The organism is Streptomyces sp. NPDC015220 (genome assembly GCF_043079345.1).
GTDB lineage: Bacteria > Actinomycetota > Actinomycetes > Streptomycetales > Streptomycetaceae > Streptomyces.
This window is the reverse complement of sequence record NZ_JBIBUK010000005.1, coordinates 116,587-137,887: the sequence shown is the minus strand read 5'-3', so window position 1 is coordinate 137,887 and position 21,301 is coordinate 116,587. Positions and strand designations below refer to the sequence as shown.

The following is a 21,301-nucleotide window of genomic DNA, read 5'->3' as shown; positions in this document are numbered from 1 at the left end:
CCGCCCCGCGGCTCACCGCACGGCCGCCGTGCGGAACGCCCGCAGCGCCAGCGGCACCACCACCGCGAGCAGCACCCCCAGGGTGATCACCGAGGCCAGCTCCGGATGGCGTACCGGCAGGCTCGCGCCCTCGGACGCGGGCGCGTTGTGCCACAGCACCCGGCAGGCCTCGGCCACCGAGCTGACCGGGTTCCACTCGGCGACGGCACGCAGCCAGCCGGGCAGTCCGCGCAGCGGCATGAAGGAGTTGGACAGGAAGGAGAGCACCACCAGGGCGAGGGCGCAGACGCCGTTGATGGCCTCCAGATTGCGCATCACCAGGCCGATGAGCACGCCCAGCCACAGCATGGCGTACGTGAAGCCGAGGATCAGCCCGACGGCCAGCAGGGCCTGGCCCGCCCCGCCGTGGACGCGCCAGCCGACCAGCAGGCCGACGGCCGCGACGGCGACCATCGCGACGGCGGCGGTGACCAGGTCGGCCAGGGTGTAGGCGAAGAGCACCGAGGTCCGCGAGATGGGCATCGACCGGAAGCGGTCGGTCAGCCCGGTCCGCAGGTCGGAGGCGACCCCGATCGCCGTGCTGCCGACGCACGCCAGACCCACCTGGGCGAAGACGCCGGCCATCACGTAGTCGTGGTAGGCGCCGCCCTTGACGGTGATGACGCTGGCGAACAGGTAGCCGAGGATCACCACCATCGCCACCGGGGTGAGGGACACCCCGATGATCTTCTCGGGGGTCCGGCGCAGATGGGTCATCTGCCGTCCGGTCAGGGACAGGACGTCGCTCATCGCCGTGCTCCTTCGGCACTCGCTCCGGTCAGCTGCAGGAACACCTCGTCCAGCGACGGCCGGCGCACCGCGAAGTCGGTGACCTGGACCCCGGCCCCGTCGAGTTCGGCGGCCGCACGGGCCACGCCGCCGATGCCGTCGGCGAGCCGCACCGCGATCCGGCGCGCCTCCCGGTCGACCACGGGGGCGTCGGACGCCGCCCGCCCCAGCGCGGCGGCGGCCGTCTCCAGCGCCTCGGCGCCGTCCACGGAGACCTCCAGCCGCTCCTCGCCGACCTTGCGCTTGAGCTCGTCGGCGGTCCCCTCCGCGATCACCCGGCCGGAGCCGAACACGGTGATGCGGTCGGCGAGGTAGTCCGCCTCCTCCAGGTACTGCGTGGTCAGCAGCACGGTGACGCCCTGCTTGACCTGCTCCCGCACCTGCTGCCACAGCGTCATCCGGCTCGCCGGGTCCAGACCCGTGGTCGGCTCGTCGAGGAACAGCACCTCGGGTGCGGCGACGAGACAGGCGGCCAGGTCGAGCCGCCGCCGCATCCCGCCGGAGTACGTCCGCGCGGCCCGCCCGGCGGCGCCCTGGAGCCCGAAGCCGTCGAGCAGCTCCTCCGCCCGCGTCAGCGCGCCGCGCCGGCCCAGGCCCATCAGCCGGCCGATCAGCACCAAGTTCTCGCGGCCGGTGAGCAGTTCGTCCACCGCCGCGTACTGTCCCGCCAGGCCGATGCGCCGACGTACCTCCTTCGGCTTGCGCACCACGTCGTAGCCGGCCACCGTGGCCCGGCCGGCGTCCGGCTCGAGCAGGGTGGCGAGCGTGCGTACCGTCGTGGTCTTGCCCGCGCCGTTGGGCCCCAGCAGCCCGAGCACCGTGCCCGGACGCACCAGAAGATCGACGCCGGCCAGCACCTCGTGATCGCCGAATCTCTTTTTCAGCCCCTCGGCGTGAATGGCGAATTCCATGTCCCTCCCCGCCCTCAATGGATTCGTTTCCGAGCCTGGAAGGTAGCAGGAGAAATAGCGGTCGGCCGCCCGTTATGTCCGGTATGCAATGGCAGAACTCTGCAGCCGCAGCATGCTGCACGCGCCATCGCTACGAATGCCGTGGGGCCTGCGCCTAGCTTTCTCGGTAAACCCGCACCCCCCATGCCGCAGGAGAGAAGAAGCGAATGGCAGCCAAACGGAACCTCGCAGCCGCACTCGGCAGGTGGAGCGCCGAACACCGGAAAACCGCGGTGTTCGGCTGGCTCGTCCTGGTCGTCCTGGTGATGACACTGGGCACCGCGGCGGGCCAGGTCAACCTGACCGAGGCGGACTACGGAACCGGTGACTCGGGCCGCGCCGAGCGCATCATCGAGGACGCCGGGCTGACCGAGCCGGCCGGCGAGCTCATCTACGTCCACAGCGACCGGCTGACGGCCGGCAGCCCGCGGTTCGACCAGGCCGTCGCCGACACCGCGCGGGCCGTCCGGGCGACCGGCCTCGCCGACCGCCTGCGGACCCCCGACACCACTCACCTGATCTCCGCCGACCGGCACTCGGCCCTCATCCAGTACGACGTCAAGGGCGACCCCGACACCGCCGCGGACCGGATCCAGCCGGTCATCGACGCCGTCCGCAAGACCGGTGCGGCGCACCCGGACGTGACGTTCGGCCAGTACGGCGCCGCCACCGGTCTGAAGGCCATCAACGACAGCCTCGGCGAGGACTTCGCGCGCGCCGAGTACACCGCGCTGCCGGTCTCCCTGGGCATCCTGCTCGCCGTGTTCGGCGCGCTGGTCGCGGCCCTGCTGCCGGTCGCCCTCGCGGTGACCGCGTGCCTCGGCGCGATGGGGCTGCTCGCCCTGACCAGCCACCTGGTCCCGGTCGACGGCATGACCAACTCCATGATGTTCCTGATGGGTCTCGCCGTCGGCGTCGACTACTGCCTGTTCTACCTGCGCCGCCAGCGCGAGGAGCGGGACGCCGGCCGCGACAACGCCACCGCGCTGCGGGTCGCCGCCGCCACTTCCGGCCACTCCGTGATGATCTCCGGCATCACCGTCTGCGTCGCCATGGCCGGCATGTTCCTGTCCGGGCTGACCGTGTTCGAGGGCTTCGCCATCGCCACCATCGAGGTCGTGGTCATCGCGGTCCTCGGCTCCATGACCGTGCTGCCCGCCCTGATGGCCATGCTCGGCGACCGCATCGGCGCCGGCCGCATCCCGTTCATCGGCCGCCGCCGCGCCCACCGGGCCGCGTCCGCCGCCCCGCGCCGCGACCGCGCGCTGCTGCGCGGCGTCCTCGCCCGCCCCGGGGTCTTCGCCCTGCTCGCCGCGGTGGTGCTGCTCGGGCTGGCCGCCCCCGCGCTGGGCATGAAGACCGAGAAGCTCGGCACGGACAAGCTGCTGCCCGCCGACAACCAGATGGTGAAGGTCTCCCGGCAGATCGCGGAGGAGTTCCCCGGCTCGCCCGCGCCGGCCGGCGTCGTAGTCAAGGCCCGCGACATCACCTCCGCCGAGATGACCCGGGCCCTCGCGGACTTCCGCGCCAAGGCCGTGGCGTCGGGGCAGACCGGCAAGTCCATCGACGTCACCGTGCACGCCAAGGAGAACATCGCCGAGATCGGCGTCCCGCTGGCCGGCGACGGCGCCGACGCCACCTCCAAGAAGGCCCTGACCACCCTGCGCGAGACCCTCATCCCCGAGACCCTCGGCAAGGTGCCGGGCACGACCGCGCTGGTCCGCGGCGACCTCGCCTTCTCCGTCGACTACAACGACCAGCTGAAGAAGAGCATCGTCCCGGTGTTCGCCTTCGTCCTCGGCATCACCTTCCTGCTGATGCTGTTCTCCTTCCGCTCCCCCGTCATCGCCCTCACCTCGATCCTGCTCAACCTGCTCTCGGTGGGCGCCGCGTACGGCGTGATGACGGCCGTCTTCCAGCACGGCTGGGGCGCGTCGCTGGTCGGCACCGAGGGCATCGGCGCGGTCGAGTCGTGGATGCCGCTGTTCGTCTTCGTGGTCCTGTTCGGCCTGTCGATGGACTACCACGTCTTCGTGGTCTCCCGGATCCGTGAGGCCTACGACCGCGGCGCCTCCACCCGCGACGCGATCGCGCACGGCATCCGCTCCACCGCGGGCGTCGTCACCAGCGCCGGCCTGATCATGGTCGCCGTCTTCGCGGTCTTCGGCACCCTGGCCATGCAGGACTTCAAGCAGCTCGGCGTCGGCCTCGCGGTCGCCGTCCTGCTGGACGCCACCCTCGTGCGCGCCGTGCTGCTGCCCTCCGTGATGCTCCTGCTCGGCAAGGCCAACTGGGCGGCCCCGCGGTTCCTGCGCGGCGCCCACCCGGCCGCGGGCACCGCGCACGCGGCGCCGGCCGCGGCTCCCTTCGCTCCCGAACACGCGACGGCGCGCCGATGACCGACGACCGGAACCCTCGTGCTTCCACGGGGGTTCCGGGCCGCGCGGCCACCGCGGCGGCGGAGATCACCGAGACTGTGAAGACTACGGAGAGGACAACCGTGTTCGAGTTCAGCGTGGTGGGCGGTGCCACGGCCCGGGACGTCATCAGCCGCTCGCGCCCCCAGATCGTGCGGGAGGTCCGCACCACGTACCTGGCCCACGACGACGGGGACTCGGTCAACCCCGACAGCTACTTCCTGCGCTTCCCCGACAAGCCGGAGGCCCGGATCATCGCGCTCCCCGCCTACCTCGGCGGCGAGCACGACGTGGCGGGCATCAAGTGGATCGGCTCCTTCCCCCGGAACATCGACAGCGGCATCCCGCGCGCCTCCGCGGCCCTGCTGCTCAACGACTACGAGACCGGCTACCCGTTCGCGCTGCTGGAGGCGTCCCAGATCAGCGCGGCCCGCACGGCGGCCTCCGCGGTCCTGGCCGCCGAGCAGCTCACCGGCTCGCGCACGGCGGGCCACCTGTCGGTGATCGGCGGCGGCATCATCGCCCGCAACGTCCTGGAGTTCTTCGCCGCGCAGGGCTGGAAGCTGGGCGGGGTGACCGTGCACGACCAGGTGCCCGAGTACGCCGAGGCCCTGGCCGCGCACACCGCCGAGCACCTCGGCTACCAGGCCGCTACCACTCCGAGCCTCGAAGTGGCCCTGCTCAAGGCCGACATCGTGGTCTTCGCGACGACGGCCGGGGAGCCGTACGTCCTGGAGGCCAACTCCTTCGCGCCCGGCCAGGTGATCCTCAACATCTCGCTGCGGGACATCGGGCCGGAGCTGATCCACGACGCCTACAACATCCTGGACGACGTCGACCACTGTCTGAAGGCGAACACCTCGCCGCACCTGGCGGAGCAGAAGTACGGCAACCGCGAGTTCATCACCGGCACCCTGGCCCAGCACATCCGCGGCCGGGTGACCACCGGGACGGACAAGCCGGTGATCTTCTCCCCGTTCGGCCTGGGCGTCCTGGACCTCGCCGTCGGCCTCCACGTCTACCGCGAGGCCCGCGCGGCCGGCGAGGCGGTCGCCATCGACCACTTCTTCGGCGAAACCGCCCGCTGGCCCTCCCAGCAGCGCTGACACCCCTGCCCGCACACACGACGAGGGCCGCCCCCGAAGACCGGGGGCGGCCCCCGTCGTGCGGCCCCCGTCGTGCGCCCCCGTCGTGCGGCGCCCGCGCCGACGTCCGGAGTACCGTCACCGAGCGTCCCCGTCCGACGCCGTCGCCGGGACGGACGGGCACCGAGATCGGCTCAGCGGCTTCCGGACCACAGCCGCCTCGGCGCGAGTGATCACGGCCCCTCACCCCGGCCCGCCTCTGGCCGGCCCGTGCACGCACGTCCCGTCCGAAGCGACTCGTCGGGCACCACGCACGCCGGGCGGCTGAGCGGCTGAGCGGCTGAGCGGCTGAGCGGCTGAGCGGCTGAGCGGCTGAGCGGCTGAGCGGCTGAGCGAGCGTCTCCGAAAACAGGATCCGAGGCAGTCGCCGTACTTCGCCGCTGCGCGACATGTCAAAGCCCCGGTCGGGAGATCCCGACCGGGGCTTTGAGCTGCGTGGACCTGAGGGGATTTGAACCCCTGGCCCCCTCGATGCGAACGAGGTGCGCTACCGGACTGCGCCACAGGCCCTTGCAACGAGTGAAACTCTAGCATCCCCATCCGGGTGGTTGGAAATCCGCTCCGGGGCTGGTCAGCGGGGCGTCCCCGAAGGGGTGCCCTGATGGGGTGTCCGCAGCGGCCCGGCCGCTACTCGTTGGCCGCGCGCGGCCGGTCGCCGTCCTCGTACTGGTCGAAGAGCGGAGTGCGGCCGCGCTCGCGGGAGCGGCGGGCCGAGGCGGCGCGGCGGCGGGCGTCACCGCGTCCGCCGGGGGCGGTACGGTCCTCCGGGCGCTCACCGGGGTCCGGGGGCCCCGCCGGGCCGTTCGTCGGCCGGCCGCCCTCCGGCGCCGCCGGGGGCTCCGTCGGGGCGGGGGCCGGCTCCTGCTCGGGGACGACGGAGGACGAGCGCGCCGAGCTCCAGGTGTCCGGTGCGCCGAGGTCCACGTCGGAGGTGGCCCGGGGGGCGACCGGCGCGGTCACATAAGTCGGCAGCGGCACCGGCACCGGGTCCCAGCTCTCGCCCTGGCCGGGGCGGCGCCGGCGCTCGCGCTGCTGGTCCAGCCACTCGGCGTGGTCGGTCTGCTCGACCAGGGCGCGCCGGTCGGCGGCGAGGGCGGACAGGCCCGGGTCCGTCTCGGTTTCGGAAGCCGCCTCCGGTTCGTCCGGGTCCTCCGCCAGGGCGGAACCCCGGCGCGGCTGGCGCCTGCTCTCCCGCAGCCGCTGCGCGGCGGCCTCGGCGTGGCGGCGGTCCATCTGATAGGTGAAGCGACGGCGCTCCTGGATCCGCAGATGCGCGATGTACGCGCTGAGCAGCACCGCGGGCACGCCCGGCGCCCACAGGAAGGCGAGCCCGCCGACGGCCGCGGCGACCGCGCCCAGGGTGAAGGCGATGAAGAGGAGAACAGTCGTACGCCGTCGGCGCGCGAGAACCTTCGAGCGCCGGGCGCGGGCCGCTGCCGCCTCCGCGCCGGGCGCGAGCCGGGCCGCCGGGACCCGGTTGCGCGCGGGCGCGTCGGCGGCCTCGTCCGCCGGTGCCGCACCCCTGACCGCCGCGCCGACCTCCGGCTCGGCCGCCGGGATTCCCGCCAGGTCGTGCGCTTCGGGTTCCGCCCGGCCGTGCGCCGCACGGTCGTCGGCCGCCCGGCCGTCGACCGCCCGGTCCGCGGCCCGCTCGACCGCCGGCTCCGGCCGGCCCTGCGCCGGGGGCCGTTCCCGCTCCTGGGGCCGGGCGGCACGGGGCGGGGGTACGGCGAAGGCCCGGACGTCCACCGAGTCGGTGACGGCGTCCGGCGGCACGGCGCTGGACTCCCCCTCCTCGGCGGAGCGCGCCCTGAGGTCCCTGGCGTACCGGCGCTCCATCCCCGCCCGTCCGGAAAGCAGCCGGATGGCGGTGCTGAAGCGTTCCGTCGGACGGGCTTCGTTCAGCTCGTCCTGCCTACGGAGCCACATGGGCACCAAGTAGGCGGCCCAGGCCCCGACAATGACTGCGTAGATGAGGCCGCTGCTGCTCACGCCTCACACCGTAGAGGGGTTTACGCAAGGCCATCGGCCAATTGGGCCGGTGTGTCGCACGATCTGGCTGATATTTCGAACTTTTTTTGCGACCGGTGCGATCAGTGGACCGTCCGGGAGCGAATTCAATGCCCCACGAGCTGCAATTCGAACATTTATTCAATTAATTGGCCCGTACCGACCGCCGTCCCGCTCCCTCTCGGCCACCCCGGTCCGCTTCGGCCCGGTTCGAACCGGTTCGGCCGCGCCTCGCTCAGCCCGCGCCTCCAAGCGGCGGGCGTGGGTCGGGCGGCCCGCGCCGGTCAGGCCGGATTCCCCTTCGGCGCCCGCCGGGCGCGCGTCCGCCGCCAGCGGTTCAGCAGCCCGTCGGGCGCCTCTTCCGCGGTGAGCGCGAAGACCAGGTGGTCGCGCCAGGCTCCGTCGATGTGGAGATAACGCGGGCGAAGGCCCTCCTCGCGGAATCCGAGTTTCTCCACCACCCGGCGGCTCGGCCCGTTCTCGGGGCGAATGCAGACCTCGATACGGTGCAGCCCCACGGTGCGGAAACAGTGGTCCACGACCAGGGCCACGGCGGTCGGCATCACCCCGCGGCCGGCCACCGCCTCGTCCACCCAGTAGCCGACGTGGCCCGAGCACATCGATCCCCAGGTGATCCCGGCGACCGTCAACTGCCCGACCAACTGCCCCTGGTACTCGACGACGAACGGCAGCATCCGGCCGGCGTTCGCCTCGGACCGCAGGTGGCGCACCATCTGGCGGTAGGTCGGCCGGTGCGTGACCGGCCCGCCGGGAGTGGGCGGCGGGATGGTTGCCTCCCAGGGCCGCAGCCAGCCCCTGTTGCGCCGGTTCACCTCGCGCCAGGCCCGCTGGTCGCGCAGCTTTATCGGCCGGAGGACGACATCACCCTCCGCGAGCACCACGGGCCACGATGGGCTGTTCAGCTCGCACCCCCACTGCCGGCGCCGGGCCTCGGGTGGTCGCCGCCGCGCAACTGGTCGACGGCGTGCCTCAACAGCGGCTCCAGGACCGCCAGTCCGTCCTTCACCCCACCCGTGGAACCCGGCAGGTTGACGATCAGCGTCCGCCCGGCCACCCCGGCCAGGCCCCGGGACAGCGCCGCGGTCGGCACCTTCTCCCGTCCGAACGCCCGGATGGCCTCGGCGATGCCCGGCACCTCGTGGTCGATCACCCGGCGGGTCGCCTCGGGCGTGCGGTCGGTCGGCGAGATACCGGTGCCGCCGGTGGTGACCACGACGTCGTACCCGGCCTCGACGGCCGCGCGCAGGGCGGCCTCCACCGGGTCGCCGTCCGGCACCACCCGCGGGCCGTCGACGGCGAAGCCGAAGCCCCGGAGGCCGTCGGCGATCAGCGGGCCGCCCTTGTCCTCGTAGACCCCGGCGGCGGCCCGGTTGGACGCGGTGACCACCAGCGCGGTGTACGCCGCCCGCGGTGCGCCGCCGGCCGGCCCGTCGAGTGTCATGTCCGGCTCCAGTCGCCCGACTTGCCGCCCGTCTTCTCTTCGACCCTGACGTCCGTGATGACCGCTCCCTTGTCGACCGCCTTGACCATGTCGATCACGGTGAGCGCGGCGACGCTGACCGCGGTGAGCGCCTCCATCTCGACACCCGTGCGGTCCGTCGTCCGCACGGTGGCCGTGATCTCCACGGCGTCGTCCGCGACCGACAGGTCCAGTCTCACACCCGACACCGCCAACGGGTGGCAGAGCGGGATGAGGTCCGGGGTGCGCTTGGCGCCCATGATCCCGGCGATCCGCGCGGTGGCGAGGGCGTCGCCCTTGGGCACACCCTCGCCCCGCAGCAGCTCGACCACCCGGGGCGAGACGAGGACACGGCCGCTGGCGCGGGCGGTGCGCGCGGTCACCTCCTTGTCCGACACGTCGACCATGCGGGCGGCGCCCGCCTCGTCGATGTGGGTCAGTCGGTCCTGCACACTGTCCTGCACTCGGTCCTGCACGGGTCCGGGGGTCTGCCCCCGGGACGGCGTAGTCATGCTCTGTGGCGCTCCCGGTCCGGGCCCGGCGCGGTGCGGCGCGCGGGCCTGCTGTGCGCGACACGGTACCGCCAACCGGAACGGGTCAGCCGAGCAGGACCACCTCCACCTCGGCTCCGGGCTCGACCGACTCGGTGTCCTCGGGCACGACGATGAGGGCGTCGGCCCGGGCGAGGGCGGCGATCAGATGCGACCCGGCGCCTCCCTGGGGGGTCACCCGGCCGTCGGCGTACGTCCCGCGCAGGAACTGCCTGCGGCCCCCGGGCGAGCTCAGCGCCTTGTCCGCCACCAGGGTCGCCCGGGCGGTCGGCCGGTGCACGTCCTCGAGTCCCATCAGGGCGCGGATGACCGGGCGGACGAACAGCTCGAAGGACACGTACGACGACACCGGGTTGCCGGGCAGCGCCAGCAGCGGGATGTGGTCGGAGCCGACGGTGCCGAAGCCCTGCGGCTTGCCGGGCTGCATGGCGAGCCTGCGGAACTCCACGCCGCCGCCCGGCACGTCCTCGTCGCCGAAGCGCGACAGCGCCTCCTTGACCACGTCGTACGCGCCGACGCTCACCCCGCCGGTGGTGACCATCAGGTCGGCGCGGACGAGCTGGTCCTCGATGGTCGTGCGCAGCACCTCGGCGTCGTCGGCGACGGCGCCCACGCGGTAGGCGATGGCCCCGGCGTCCCGGGCGGCCGCGGTCAGGGCGAAGCTGTTGGAGTCGTAGATCTGGCCGCCGCCCAGCTGCTCGTCGGGCTGGACCAGCTCGCTGCCGGTGGACATCACCACCACCCGCGGGCGCGGGCGCACCCGGACCGTGCCGCGGCCGATCGCGGCGAGCAGCGCGATCTGCGGCGGTCCGAGGACCGTGCCGGCGCTCAGCGCGAGGTCGCCGGCCTTCACGTCGCTGCCCGTGGCGCGCACGTGCGCGCGGTCCCCGGCGGGGCGGTGCACACGCACCTGCCCGGTGGCGCCCTCCGGTGACAGGCTGCGCGCCCGCATCCCGTTCACCGGCCCCCCGCCGAGCCCGCCGTCGGTCCACTCCACGGGGACGACCGTCTCGGCGCCGGGCGGCAGCGGGGCGCCGGTCATGATCCGGGCGGCCTGCCCCGGGCCCACCTCCAGCGGGTCGGCCGCGCCCGCCGCGACGTCCCCGACGACCTCCAGGACGGCCGGGAACTCCTCGCTCGCGCCCGACACGTCCGCGACCCGCACCGCGTACCCGTCCATGGAGCTGTTGTCGAACGGCGGCAGGGAGATCGGCACCATGACGTCCTCGACCAGGACGCAGCCCTGCGCGTCGAGCAGTTGCAGCTCGATGGGTTCGAGGGGGCGGACGGTGGTGAGGACGTCCTCCAGGTGTTCGTCCACCGACCAGAGGCGGTCGGGGTCGTCGGTGTGGTGCCCGGCGCTGCTCAACGTCGTCACATCTCCTCGGCTACGTACCGCTTGAGCCAGGATCTGAAGTCCGGGCCCAGGTCCTCACGTTCGCACGCGAGTCTGACGATGGCACGCAGATAATCCCCGCGGTCGCCGGTGTCGTAGCGGCGGCCCTTGAAGACCACGCCGTGCACCGGGCCGCCGACGCTGCCCGCGTCGCCGGCCGCCGAATGCGTCTGCGCGAGCTGCTGGAGGGCGTCGGTGAGCTGGATCTCGTTGCCGCGGCCGGGCTCGGTCCGGCGCAGGATGTCGAAGATGTGCGGATCGAGGACGTACCGGCCGATGATCGCGTAGTTGGAGGGCGCCTCCGCGGCCTCCGGCTTCTCCACCAGGCCGGTCACCTGGACGACGTCGCTGTCCTCGGTGGCCGCCACGGCCGCGCAGCCGTAGAGGTGGATCTGCTCGGGCTCGACCTCCATGAGCGCGACGACGCTGCCGCCGTAGGTCTCCTGCACCTCGATCATCCGGGCCAGCAGCGGGTCGCGCGGGTCGATCAGGTCGTCGCCGAGCAGGACCGCGAACGGCTCGTCGCCCACGTGCGGGGCCGCGCACAGGACCGCGTGCCCCAGTCCCCTGGGGTCGCCCTGGCGGACGTAGTGGATCATCGCCAGGTCGCTGGACTCCTGCACCTTGGCCAGTCGCTCGGCGTCGCCCTTGTTGGCCAGGGCCGACTCCAGCTCGTAGTTGCGGTCGAAGTGGTCCTCCAGCGGCCGCTTGTTGCGGCCCGTCACCATGAGGACGTCGTTCAGGCCGGCGGAGACGGCCTCCTCGACCACGTACTGGATCGCCGGCTTGTCGACGACCGGCAGCATCTCCTTGGGAGTGGCCTTGGTGGCCGGCAGGAACCGGGTGCCGAGGCCGGCTGCGGGGATGACAGCCTTGCTGATCCTGGGGTGCGACTGACTCATGGCGGCCACCATATCCGCTGCCTTTGCAGGGAATCCGCGACTCGGGTTTATTGGCCCGTAAGTAGGCATAAGTACGCACATGTGCGGAAAGGTACGTAAACGGCCTTGAGTGACATCGGAAGCAGGACGGAACCCGGCAAGCGGACGTTGCGGCGGGAGCTCCTCGCGGCGCGGAACGGGCTGACCGTGGACGACGTGCGCCAGGCGGCGCGCTCCCTGGCGCGGCGCGCGCTGGAGCTGCCCGAACTGGCCCGGGCGCGCACGGTGGCCGCCTACGTCTCGGTCGGCGCCGAACCCGGCACCCTCGTCCTGCTCGACGCGCTGCGCGAGCGGGGCGTACGGGTCCTGCTGCCCGCCCTGCTGCCCGACAACGACCTGGACTGGGGCGCCTACACCGGGGAGGGCTCCCTCGCCCGCGTGCAGCACGGCGGGCGGATGGCGCTGTTCGAGCCGGCCGGGCGGCGCCTGGGCCCGGACGCCGTGACGGCCGCCGACGCCGTCCTGCTGCCCGGCCTCGCCGTCGACGCGCGCGGCCTGCGGCTGGGCCGCGGCGGCGGCTCCTACGACCGTGTCCTGGCCCGCCTGGAGCGGGCGGACGCGCATCCCGCGCTCGTGGTCCTGCTGTACGACTCCGAGGTCGTCGCGCACGTCCCCGAGGAGCCGCACGACCGGCCGGTGCAGGCGGTGGTCACGCCCTCGGGGGTGCGCCGCTTCACCTGACCCGCCCCCGGACGCGATCAGCACGGTGAAGGCCCTCCACGCGCGCGTGGAGGGCCTTCACGGTCACCGTGCCCCGGCGGGCCGGCGGGTCACCGACCCGGCGGCCCGCCGCGGGAGTGGCTCACGGCTTCAGCACCAGCGTGTCGCTCGTGCTCTTGCCGACCGCGTCCGCCGAGAAGGCCCACGGGAGCAGTTCGCCCTTGGCCCACTTGCCCGTCTGGTCGGTGTAGTGGGCGCTGAAGGCGTGCCCGGAGGCGCCGGTGAGATTGATCCACTTGGACTTGTCGAGGTCGGCGAGGTTGACCACCATCCGCATGGACGGCACCCACACCACGTTGTAGCCGCCGGCCGCGTTCCACCCGGAGGCGTTGACCGCGGCCTCGCCGCCGCTCAGCTTCCAGGGGCCGCGGTTGAGGACGTACCGCAGGAAGCCGGGGCCCTCGGTGCCCAGGGTCTGGTTCTTCAGGAACAGGCGGTGCAGCCTGCCCCAGCTCCAGCTGTCGATGTCCTTGCCGAGCTTGGCGGTCAGCTCCCAGCGGGCGTCGATCATGGCGCGGCCGAACAGCTCGTCGCGGTTGTCCGCCTTGGGACGGGTGCCCGAGGCCGGCGTCTTCCACCAGTCGCTGTTCTCGTCGTCCATGAGCTTGCGGACCACCTCGAACCAGCGGTCGCCGCCGTCCGGCTGCGCCTGGTCGGCGTCGCGCTCGCCGCACTCGCGGACCTTGGTGGTCTCGTCCACCGGTCCGGTGTTGCCGGCCGGCTCGACCCACAGGCACTGGTCCTCGGCCCGCAGCTCCTTGGGGAGCTTGTTGCCGAAGGCCAGCTTGAGGATGTTGCGCCAGACCGCGTTGAAGTAGGCGGCGGCCGCCGAGTCGGCGTCCTGGGTGTAGTCCCAGCCCTCCAGGAGCTTCTGCGCCTGGCGGACGTCCTTGTCACCGATGTCGATCTTCAGCAGCTTGGGCACCAGCAGCTTGGCGATCTCGCTGCTGTTGTCCATCTGCATCTGCCGCATGTCCTCGGTGGAGATCTTGCCGCCGCCGTCGATCTTCGCCTGGATCAGATCGGTGATCCGCTGGCTGCGGGTGCCGTAACCCCAGTCCGTGGTGAGCGTGTACGGGTACTTGTCCGGGTCGACCACGGCCTGGTTGGCGGTGACGATGTAGCCGCGCTCGGGGTTGTACTCGTAGGGCAGCTCGTCCTGGTCTATGTAGCCCTTCCAGTCGTACTTGGAGTCCCAGCCCGGCGCCGGCACGGAGCCGTCGTCGTTCTTGGCGCGCAGCGGGATCCGGCCGGGCAGCGTGTAGCCGATGTTGTTCTGCTTGTCGGCGTAGATCAGGTTCTGCGAGGGCACGTCGAACAGGGCCGCCGCCGAGCGGAAGGAGCTCCAGTCCTTCGCCCGGTCGATGGCGAAGACGGCGTCCATGGTGGTGCCCGCCTCCAGCGCGGTCCACTTCAGCGCGATGCCGTAGCCGTCGCCGCGGTCGGGCGCCGCGGTGTTGACGGTGGCCCTCTTGCCGACCTGCACCAGCTCGTCGTCGCGGTCGGACAGCAGGGGCCCGTTCTCGGTCTCCCGGACGACGATCGTCTTGGACGGGCCGCCGGCGACCTTGATGGTCTCCTGACGGGTCTTGAACGGCACCGTCTTGTTGTCGCGCAGGTAGCCGTCGCCGCTGAGCTTCTCCAGGTACAGGTCGGTGACGTCGGCGCCGGAGTTGGTCAGGCCCCAGGCGATGTTCTGGTTGTGGCCGATGACCACGCCGGGCATGCCCGCGAAGGTGTAGCCGGTGACGTCGTACGGGCACTTGCCGGAGACGGCGCGGCAGTGCAGGCCCATCTGGTACCAGACGGAGGGCAGCGCGGCGCCCAGGTGCGGGTCGTTGGCGAGCAGCGGCTTGCCGGTGATGGTGTACTTCCCGCCGACCACCCAGGAGTTGGAGCCGATGCCGTCGCCGTTCACGCCGACGGCCGCGGGCAGGTCCTGCATGACGTCGCGCAGGCCCATCAGCTGACCCTGCACGCCCGAGCCGGACGACCCGGCGGTGCCGGTGCCGGTCCCGGTCGTGCCGGTTCCCGTGCCGGTCGTGCCGGTGCCGGTCGTGCCGGTTCCCGTGCCGGTCGTGCCGGTCCCGGACGTGCCGGTGCCGGACGTCCCTGTCGAGGTGCCCGAGCCGGACGTGCCGGTGGAGGTGCCCGAGCCGGACGACCCCGTGGTGGTCCCGCCGTCGCCGCCCTGGAACGTCTGGGTGAGCTCCTCGTACTGGCCCTGAGTGACGATCGGCTTGTTCCGGCTGTACGGGTAGTCCGGGTACAGGTCCTTGATCTGCTTGGGACCGAGGCGGCTGGTCATCAGGGCGCGGTCGATCTCGTCCTGCATGTTGCCGCGCAGGTCCCAGGCCATCGCCTTCAGCCAGGAGACCGAGTCGACCGGGGTCCACTGGGCGGGCGTGTAGTCGTTGGTGAGGCCCAGCGCCGCGTACTCGAGGGAGATGTCCTTGGCGGCGCGGCCCTTGAGGTAGGCGTTGACGCCCTGCGAGTACGCCTGGAGGTACTTCTTGGTGGAGGCCGACAGCTTCTTGTCGTACTCCTCCTTGGCGACCCGGTCCCAGCCCAGGGTGCGCAGGAACTCGTCGTTCTTGACCTGGCCCGAGCCGAACATCTCCGACAGGCGCCCGGAGGTCATGTGCCGGCGCACGTCCATCTCGTAGAACCGGTCCTGGGCCTGGACGTAGCCCTGCGCCATGAACAGGTCCTCGGCGGAGTCGGCGTAGATCTGCGGGATGCCGTAGCCGTCCCGCTTGACGTCGACGGGCCCGGACAGGCCCTGGAGCGTGACCGAGCCCTTGGTCTGCGGGAAGGAGGCGCGAACGGTGCTGACGGACCAGTAGGCCCCGTAGGCGACGCCTCCGATGATGGCCAGTACCAGGACGAGCACGATCAGTCGGGCTTTTCGCCCCTTCTTCCTGCCGGACTTGCCGGGCTTGCGACCCGTTGAGGCGGTGGTGTTGGGGGGCATCGCTGTCCTTGCTGTCCTAACGCGAGCGGCAGGCGGTCCTGGAGTGCTGGAGCAACCATAGGCGCAGGGGCCGATACCGCTTGACTCGGAGTCGGGTCCCGGCCGCGGACGGGCGTTCGATATTGCTCCGGGAAGCGTCAAGAAAGCGTCAAGAGTTAGGTAAGGTAACGAAGTAACCGGAGACTGCGGAGAACTCGGGGAAGGATCCGCCACTGACTGTTCACCACCTCAACCAGCTCCTGCTCGCCTGTGCCCTCGTCCTGCTCGTCGCCGTCGCAGCGGTCCGGATCTCCTCGCGCAGCGGGCTCCCCAGCCTGCTCGTCTACCTGGGGATCGGCATCGTCATGGGCCAGGACGGCCTCGGCCACATCCACTTCGACAACGCCGAGCTGACCCAGGTCATCGGCTACGCGGCCCTCGTCGTGATCCTGGCCGAGGGCGGCCTCGGCACGAAGTGGAAGGAGATACGGCCGGTCCTGCCGTCCGCCTCCGTCCTCGCGCTGGTCGGGGTCGGGGTCAGCGTCGCCGTCACCGCGACCGGCGCCCACTACCTCGTCGGACTGGAGTGGCGCCAGGCGCTCATCATCGGCGCCGTGGTGTCCTCGACGGACGCCGCGGCCGTCTTCTCGGTGCTGCGGCGCGTCCCCCTGCCCTCGCGCGTGACCGGCACGCTGGAGGCCGAGTCCGGCTTCAACGACGCCCCGGTGGTCATCCTGGTCGTCGCCTTCTCCACGGCCGGTCCGGTCGAACACTGGTACGTGCTGGCGGGCGAGATAGCGCTGGAGCTGGCCATCGGCGCCGCCGTGGGCCTCGCGGTGGGCTGGCTGGGCGCCTGGGGTCTCAGGCACGTCGCCCTGCCCGCCTCCGGTCTCTATCCGATCGCCGTGATGGCGATCGCGGTCGCGGCCTACGCCGCCGGCGCGCTGGCGCACGGCAGCGGCTTCCTCGCGGTCTACCTGGCGGCGATGCTGCTCGGCAACGCCAAGCTGCCGCACTGGCCCGCCACCCGAGGCTTCGCCGAGGGGCTCGGCTGGATCGCCCAGATCGGCATGTTCGTCCTGCTCGGCCTGCTGGTCACCCCGCACGACCTCGTCGACGACATCTGGGCCGCCCTGGTCATCGGCCTGGTCCTGACCATGGTCGCCCGACCGCTGAGCGTGCTGCTCAGCCTGCTGCCGTTCCGGGTGCCCTGGCAGGAGCAGACCCTTATGTCCTGGGCCGGACTGCGCGGCGCCGTCCCCATCATCCTGGCGACCATCCCCATGGTGAACGGCGTCGACACCAGCCGCCGCATCTTCAACATCGTCTTCGTCCTGGTCGCGGTGTACACCCTGGTCCAGGGCCCGACCCTGCCCTGGCTCGCCCGCAAGCTGCGCCTCGGCGAGAACGAGGGGCCCGCCGACCTCGGCATCGAGTCGGCGCCGCTGGAGCGGCTGCGCGGACACCTGCTGTCCGTCGCCATCCCGGAGGGGTCGCGGATGCACGGAGTGGAGATCAACGAGCTGCGGCTGCCCTCCGGATCCGCCGTCACCCTGGTCGTCCGCGAGGGAGAATCGTTTGTCCCTCTGCCCACGACGGTCCTGCGGCGCGGCGACGAACTCCTCGTGGTCGCCACCGACCCCGTACGCGAGGCGGCCGAACGCCGGCTGCGCGCGGTCGGCCGGGGCGGCAAGCTCGCCGACTGGCTGGGCGCGAACGGCGCAGGCGCCGGCGGCACCCGCTAGCCGCACGCCGCGGCGCGGGCCCCAGTGCGGGCGAGTGCCGCGGCGCGGACGCCGGGCGAGCGGCGCGGCGCACGGACCCGGACGAGTACCGCGGCGCACGGACCCGAGCGATTGGCGCGGCGCGGACGCCGGACGAGTCGGCGCGGGACGCCGTGCGGATGCCGTACCGGGCGCCGGCGGCACGCGCCCGTCCCGTGCCCGACGGGTGCGTCGAGCCCGCGCCCGGTACGGCTCGCAGCCGTACCGATCCCAGGCGTACGGCGGTCGCGGTGCTCGTTTTCACAGGTGCACGAGCCGGCGGCCGCTGTACGATGAAGGCTCACCCTGATCGAACCAACTCTGCCTGACGCAGAGCTGGCGCGACCGTATGGCGGCCGGGTCACCCCCTTTACGGGCACCGGCATCTACCGCAGTCCGCGCAAGAGGACAGCTCTCGGCGCGCCCGTACCAGGGGCGGCGCTACCAGGCGGCAGAAAGGCCGGGCCGTGGGATCCGCGGTCACCACCACCGACCCCGCGAAGACCTCGACGGCACCCTCCCGCCCGGGGTACGGGCAGCTGCTGCGCACTCGCGGCGCCTGGACGTTCCTGGTCCCCGGTTTCGCGGCACGCCAGCCGTTCGCGATGCTCACCATCTCGATCGTGCTGCTCGTGCAGCACACCACCGGCTCCTACGGCGCCGCGGGCGCCACCGCCGCCGTCACCGGCGTCGCCATGGCCCTGTTCGCGCCCTACAGCGGGCGGCTCGCCGACCGCTACGGACAGCGCGCCGTCCTGCTCCCCGGCGTCCTGGTGCACGCCCTGGCGGGGCTGACGCTGACGGCGCTCGCCCTGTCGCACGCGCCCCTGTGGGCGCTGTTCACGGCGGCCGTGCCCACCGGCGCCTCGGTGCCGCAGATCGGTCCGATGGTGCGGGCCCGCTGGGGCGTGATCCTGAAGGACTCGCCCCTGGCCTCCACCGCGGCGGCCTTCGAGTCGGTCACCGACGAGCTGACCTTCGTCTTCGGCCCGCTGCTGGCCACCGCCCTGTGCACGGCCGTCGCTCCGGCGGCCGGTCTGTTCACGGAGGCCGCGCTGACCCTGGTCGGCGGTCTGCTGTTCGCCGCGCAGAAGCGCACCCAGCCGCCCGTCGCCGCGGGCGGCGGGCAGGCGCGCGCGGCCCACGCCTCCGCGCTGGGCGTCCCCGGGGTGCGCGTGCTGGTGGTGACCTTCCTCGGCATCGGCACGGTCTTCGGCGGCATGCAGGTCTCGCTGGCCGCGTTCACCGAGTCGATCGGCGAACCCGGCCTCAACGGCGTCCTGTACGGGACGTTCGCCGCGGGCAACATGCTCTCCGGCATCGTGTGCGGCGCCATCGCCTGGAAGGTCGCCCCGCGCCGCCGCCTCCTGGTCGGCTACACGGCCCTGGCGCTGACCGCGTCGGCCCTGTGGACGGCCCACTCCGTACTGCTGCTGGCCGCGCTCGGCCTCGTCGTCGGCATGTGCATCGCACCCGCGCTGATCACCGGCTACACCCTGGTCGAGGGACTGGTCGCGGCCGGCGCCCGCACCGAGGCGTTCACCTGGCTGACGGGCGCGGTCGCGCTGGGGCAGGCCGCCGCCGTCACGGTCGCCGGACAGCTCGAGGACCGGCTGTGGGGTGGCGCCGGATTCCTGGTGCCGATGGCCGGCACCGTGCTCGCCCTGCTGACCCTCGTGACGCTGCGTTCGCGGCTCGCCACCCGGACCGGCGGGCGCACCGTGGCACGTGGCGTCGGTCACCGCGAACCCGTCGCAGTGGACTGACGCCACGGAATACGTCACTATGGATCGTCGTTAGCACTCATCGAGTGAGAGTGCCAGGAGGAAGACAGTGCCCACCTACCAGTACCAGTGCACCGAGTGCGGCGAGGGCCTCGAGGCGGTGCAGAAATTCACCGACGACGCGCTCACCGAGTGCCCCAACTGCGGTGGCCGCCTGAAGAAGGTGTTCTCCGCGGTCGGCATTGTCTTCAAGGGCTCCGGCTTCTACCGCAACGACAGCCGCGGCTCCTCGTCGAGCAGCAGCCCGGCGTCGTCGGCGAAGTCGTCGAGCTCCTCGTCCACGTCGAGCACGGGCGGCTCGTCGTCGAGCGGCTCGTCGTCGAGCGGCTCCTCGTCGTCCTCGGCGTCCACGAGCTCGGCCGGCAGCTCCGCGGCCTGACGTTCCGCTTCCCGGACCCCGCCCGTCACAGGACGGCGGGGTCCTCGGCGTGTCCGCGGGCAGCCGGATCCGCCGCCCTGGCCCCCGGAGGCACGCGGGACCTCGACCACAGGGCCTAGTGTGCTGGCCATGGCGAACACAGAGCGCGCAGAGATCGGTGTCATCGGCGGGTCCGGGTTCTACTCGTTCCTCGACGACGTGACCGAGGTCCAGGTGAACACGCCGTACGGGGCCCCCAGCGACTCCCTGTTCCTCGGCGAGGTCGCCGGCCGGCGGGTCGCCTTCCTGCCCCGGCACGGCCGCGGCCACCACCTTCCGCCGCACCGCATCAACTACCGGGCCAACCTGTGGGCCCTGCGCTCGGTGGGCGTGCGCCAGGTCCTCGGCCCCTGCGCGGTGGGCGGCCTGCGCCCCGAGTACGGGCCGGGCACACTGCTGGTGCCGGACCAGTTCGCCGACCGTACGAAGTCCCGGGAGCAGACCTACTTCGACGGGCTGCCGCTGCCCGACGGCACCCTGCCCAACGTGGTGCACGTCTCCCTGGCCGACCCCTACTGCCCCGCCGGCCGGGCGGCGGCGCTGAAGGCGGCGCGCGGCCGGGACTGGGAGGCGGTCGACGGCGGCACGCTGGTCGTGGTGGAGGGTCCGCGCTTCTCGACCCGCGCCGAATCGCTGTGGCACCGGGCGCAGGGCTGGTCGGTGGTGGGCATGACCGGCCACCCCGAGGCCGCGCTCGCCCGTGAGCTGGAACTCTGCTACACCTCGCTGACGCTGGTCACCGACCTCGACGCGGGCGCCGAGAGCGGCGAGGGCGTCTCGCACGAGGAGGTGCTCCGAGTGTTCGGCGCCAATGTGGAACGGCTGCGGGGCGTGCTGTTCGACGCGGTGGCCGCGCTGCCCGCCGGCGAGGCGCGGGACTGCCCGTGCGCGACGGCGCTGGGCGGGATGGACCCGGGGTTCGCGCTGCCGTAGCGGAGACCGGCACGGCACCCGGCGTTCGCGCTGCCGTAGCGGCAACCGGCACGGCACCCGGCGTTCGCGCTGCCGTGGCGGAGACCGGCACGGCACCCGGCGTTCGCGCTGCCGTGGCGGAGACCGGCACGGCACCCGGCGTTCGCGCTGCCGTGGCGGAGACCGGGACGGAACCTCACGTTCGGGTGACGGGGTTGTCCACAACCCGCGAGTAACGCACGGGCTCCGGCGAGCCTCGGCGCGATGCCTCATCGTGGCATCGCAAGCCGGTCGCCGGTCCCGCACCCGCAGGTGGTGGTCCTCGTGTCCCAGTCGCCCTCGTTCCCGTCTCCGCCCCCCTTCCCCTCGCGCACGCCCTCCTCCTTCCCCTCCGCCCTCCCCCCGGCCCCGGCTCCGTACCCGCCCGGCGCCGACGCCCCGGCCACGTGCGAGGTGCCGCACTTCGCGCCGGTGCGGGTGCGCGGTGGACGGCACCGGTGGCACCGGCTGGTACGGCACCGCAGGCGGGCCGTGGCGGCCGGACTGGCCGTCACGGCGGCCGCGCTGGTGGCCGCGGGACCACGGCACGCGGCGGATCCGCCGCGCGGCGGGCCCGCCCGGGCGCACCCGGTGCCGGCGGCGGACACACCGCCGGACGACACGCCCCTGCTCGACGCGCCCTCGCATGACGTGCCGCCGGGCCCGGCGGGCAGCCGCGGCGCGGGCGCGCCGCGGACGGTGACCGCGCCCGTGCGCATCGCCGACGCGGCCACGGTGCGGCTGCTGCGCCCCGGCGACCGGGTCGACGTGATCGCCGCGGCGGATCCGGCGACGGGCGGTGCGGCGCGGGTGCTGGCCCGCGGGGCGCGGGTGGCGAAGGTGCCGCCGCCGGCGGCCGACCCGGGCGACGGCCAGGCGGGCGACGGAGCCCTGATCGCGCTCACCGTGCCGATCACCACCGCCGCGCGGCTGGCCGGGGTGAGTTCCACCACTCGGTTGGCGGTGATCTTGTGGTGACCCGTAGGTTGGGTGG

At 72.8% G+C, this 21,301-nt stretch carries 17 protein-coding genes and 1 tRNA gene; 8 read left to right on the top strand and 10 right to left on the bottom strand.

Translation table 11 applies throughout. The features are described from left to right. Nucleotides 1-12: 12 nt before the first annotated feature. The gene (locus tag ACF061_RS14285; RefSeq protein ID WP_392267154.1) at nucleotides 13-789 is read right to left on the bottom strand and encodes an ABC transporter permease; all 777 of its coding nucleotides are present in this window, start codon (nucleotides 787-789) and stop codon (nucleotides 13-15) included. Next, the gene (locus tag ACF061_RS14280; protein ID WP_392267153.1) at nucleotides 786-1,739 is read right to left on the bottom strand and encodes an ATP-binding cassette domain-containing protein; all 954 of its coding nucleotides are present in this window, start codon (nucleotides 1,737-1,739) and stop codon (nucleotides 786-788) included. Before ACF061_RS14280 ends, ACF061_RS14285 begins: the two co-directional genes overlap by 4 nt. Nucleotides 1,740-1,945: 206 nt before the next feature. Between ACF061_RS14280 and ACF061_RS14275 the strand changes: the two genes are divergently transcribed. After that, on the top strand, nucleotides 1,946-4,177 hold the full coding sequence (locus ACF061_RS14275) for an MMPL family transporter (protein ID WP_392267152.1): 2,232 nt from the start codon (nucleotides 1,946-1,948) through the stop codon (nucleotides 4,175-4,177). 101 nt (nucleotides 4,178-4,278) lie between these two features. After that, a complete protein-coding gene (gene sbnB, locus ACF061_RS14270) occupies nucleotides 4,279-5,301 on the top strand; it encodes a 2,3-diaminopropionate biosynthesis protein SbnB (protein ID WP_392267151.1) in 1,023 nt (340 codons plus the stop codon). Between the two features lie 475 nt (nucleotides 5,302-5,776). Here the strand turns inward: sbnB and ACF061_RS14265 are convergent. From ACF061_RS14265 to galU, 7 genes are all read right to left on the bottom strand, one after another. Beyond that, a tRNA-Ala gene (locus ACF061_RS14265) sits at nucleotides 5,777-5,850 on the bottom strand. Nucleotides 5,851-5,967: 117 nt separating this feature from the next. Then, the gene (gene glpR / locus ACF061_RS14260) at nucleotides 5,968-7,332 is read right to left on the bottom strand and encodes a gephyrin-like molybdotransferase receptor GlpR (protein WP_392267150.1); all 1,365 of its coding nucleotides are present in this window, start codon (nucleotides 7,330-7,332) and stop codon (nucleotides 5,968-5,970) included. 302 nt (nucleotides 7,333-7,634) lie between these two features. Further along, entirely contained in the window at nucleotides 7,635-8,249 is a 615-nt protein-coding gene (locus ACF061_RS14255; protein WP_392267149.1) for a GNAT family N-acetyltransferase, read from the bottom strand. 20 nt (nucleotides 8,250-8,269) lie between these two features. Next, entirely contained in the window at nucleotides 8,270-8,812 is a 543-nt protein-coding gene (locus tag ACF061_RS14250) for a molybdenum cofactor biosynthesis protein B (protein ID WP_392267148.1), read from the bottom strand. Next, a complete protein-coding gene (gene moaC / locus ACF061_RS14245; protein ID WP_392267147.1) occupies nucleotides 8,809-9,342 on the bottom strand; it encodes a cyclic pyranopterin monophosphate synthase MoaC in 534 nt (177 codons plus the stop codon). The genes ACF061_RS14250 and moaC overlap by 4 nt, the downstream gene beginning before the upstream one ends. Nucleotides 9,343-9,427: 85 nt before the next feature. Beyond that, complete coding sequence (gene glp / locus ACF061_RS14240; RefSeq protein ID WP_392267323.1) at nucleotides 9,428-10,750, bottom strand: gephyrin-like molybdotransferase Glp; 1,323 nt, start codon at nucleotides 10,748-10,750, stop codon at nucleotides 9,428-9,430. 5 nt (nucleotides 10,751-10,755) lie between these two features. Further along, the gene (gene galU / locus ACF061_RS14235; RefSeq protein ID WP_392267146.1) at nucleotides 10,756-11,679 is read right to left on the bottom strand and encodes a UTP--glucose-1-phosphate uridylyltransferase GalU; all 924 of its coding nucleotides are present in this window, start codon (nucleotides 11,677-11,679) and stop codon (nucleotides 10,756-10,758) included. Between the two features lie 105 nt (nucleotides 11,680-11,784). Between galU and ACF061_RS14230 the strand changes: the two genes are divergently transcribed. After that, complete coding sequence (locus ACF061_RS14230) at nucleotides 11,785-12,399, top strand: 5-formyltetrahydrofolate cyclo-ligase (protein ID WP_392267145.1); 615 nt, start codon at nucleotides 11,785-11,787, stop codon at nucleotides 12,397-12,399. A gap of 121 nt (nucleotides 12,400-12,520) precedes the next feature. Here the strand turns inward: ACF061_RS14230 and ACF061_RS14225 are convergent, their stop codons facing one another. Further along, the gene (locus tag ACF061_RS14225; protein WP_392267144.1) at nucleotides 12,521-15,412 is read right to left on the bottom strand and encodes a penicillin acylase family protein; all 2,892 of its coding nucleotides are present in this window, start codon (nucleotides 15,410-15,412) and stop codon (nucleotides 12,521-12,523) included. 212 nt (nucleotides 15,413-15,624) lie between these two features. Here ACF061_RS14225 and ACF061_RS14220 point away from each other — a divergent pair, with 212 nt between their 5' ends. The 5 genes from ACF061_RS14220 (at nucleotide 15,625) to ACF061_RS14200 (ending at nucleotide 21,285) form a co-directional block, all read left to right on the top strand. Further along, nucleotides 15,625-17,136, top strand: coding sequence for a potassium/proton antiporter (locus ACF061_RS14220; RefSeq protein ID WP_392267322.1), 1,512 nt, complete (start codon nucleotides 15,625-15,627; stop codon nucleotides 17,134-17,136). A 485-nt stretch (nucleotides 17,137-17,621) separates the two neighbouring features. Further along, a complete protein-coding gene (locus ACF061_RS14215; protein WP_392267143.1) occupies nucleotides 17,622-18,920 on the top strand; it encodes an MFS transporter in 1,299 nt (432 codons plus the stop codon). A 67-nt stretch (nucleotides 18,921-18,987) separates the two neighbouring features. Next, nucleotides 18,988-19,317, top strand: coding sequence for an FmdB family zinc ribbon protein (locus ACF061_RS14210; RefSeq protein ID WP_392267142.1), 330 nt, complete (start codon nucleotides 18,988-18,990; stop codon nucleotides 19,315-19,317). A gap of 129 nt (nucleotides 19,318-19,446) precedes the next feature. After that, nucleotides 19,447-20,289 carry an S-methyl-5'-thioadenosine phosphorylase gene (locus tag ACF061_RS14205; RefSeq protein ID WP_392267141.1) on the top strand — a complete coding sequence of 281 codons (843 nt, stop codon included), beginning with the start codon at nucleotides 19,447-19,449 and terminating at the stop codon, nucleotides 20,287-20,289. A gap of 303 nt (nucleotides 20,290-20,592) precedes the next feature. Continuing rightward, entirely contained in the window at nucleotides 20,593-21,285 is a 693-nt protein-coding gene (locus ACF061_RS14200; protein ID WP_392267140.1) for a hypothetical protein, read from the top strand. The last annotated feature ends 16 nt before the right edge of the window (nucleotides 21,286-21,301 follow it).

Bases quoted from the DNA above. Each gene is read 5' to 3' on its own strand.
- ACF061_RS14250 (WP_392267148.1), bottom strand. From the start codon at position 8,812: ATGACACTCGACGGGCCGGCCGGCGGCGCACCGCGGGCGGCGTACACC.
- ACF061_RS14280 (WP_392267153.1), bottom strand. From the start codon at position 1,739: ATGGAATTCGCCATTCACGCCGAGGGGCTGAAAAAGAGATTCGGCGAT.
- ACF061_RS14205 (WP_392267141.1), top strand. From the start codon at position 19,447: ATGGCGAACACAGAGCGCGCAGAGATCGGTGTCATCGGCGGGTCCGGG.
- moaC (WP_392267147.1), bottom strand. From the start codon at position 9,342: ATGACTACGCCGTCCCGGGGGCAGACCCCCGGACCCGTGCAGGACCGA.
- ACF061_RS14285 (WP_392267154.1), bottom strand. From the start codon at position 789: ATGAGCGACGTCCTGTCCCTGACCGGACGGCAGATGACCCATCTGCGC.
- galU (WP_392267146.1), bottom strand. From the start codon at position 11,679: ATGAGTCAGTCGCACCCCAGGATCAGCAAGGCTGTCATCCCCGCAGCC.
- ACF061_RS14275 (WP_392267152.1), top strand. From the start codon at position 1,946: ATGGCAGCCAAACGGAACCTCGCAGCCGCACTCGGCAGGTGGAGCGCC.
- ACF061_RS14225 (WP_392267144.1), bottom strand. From the start codon at position 15,412: ATGCCCCCCAACACCACCGCCTCAACGGGTCGCAAGCCCGGCAAGTCC.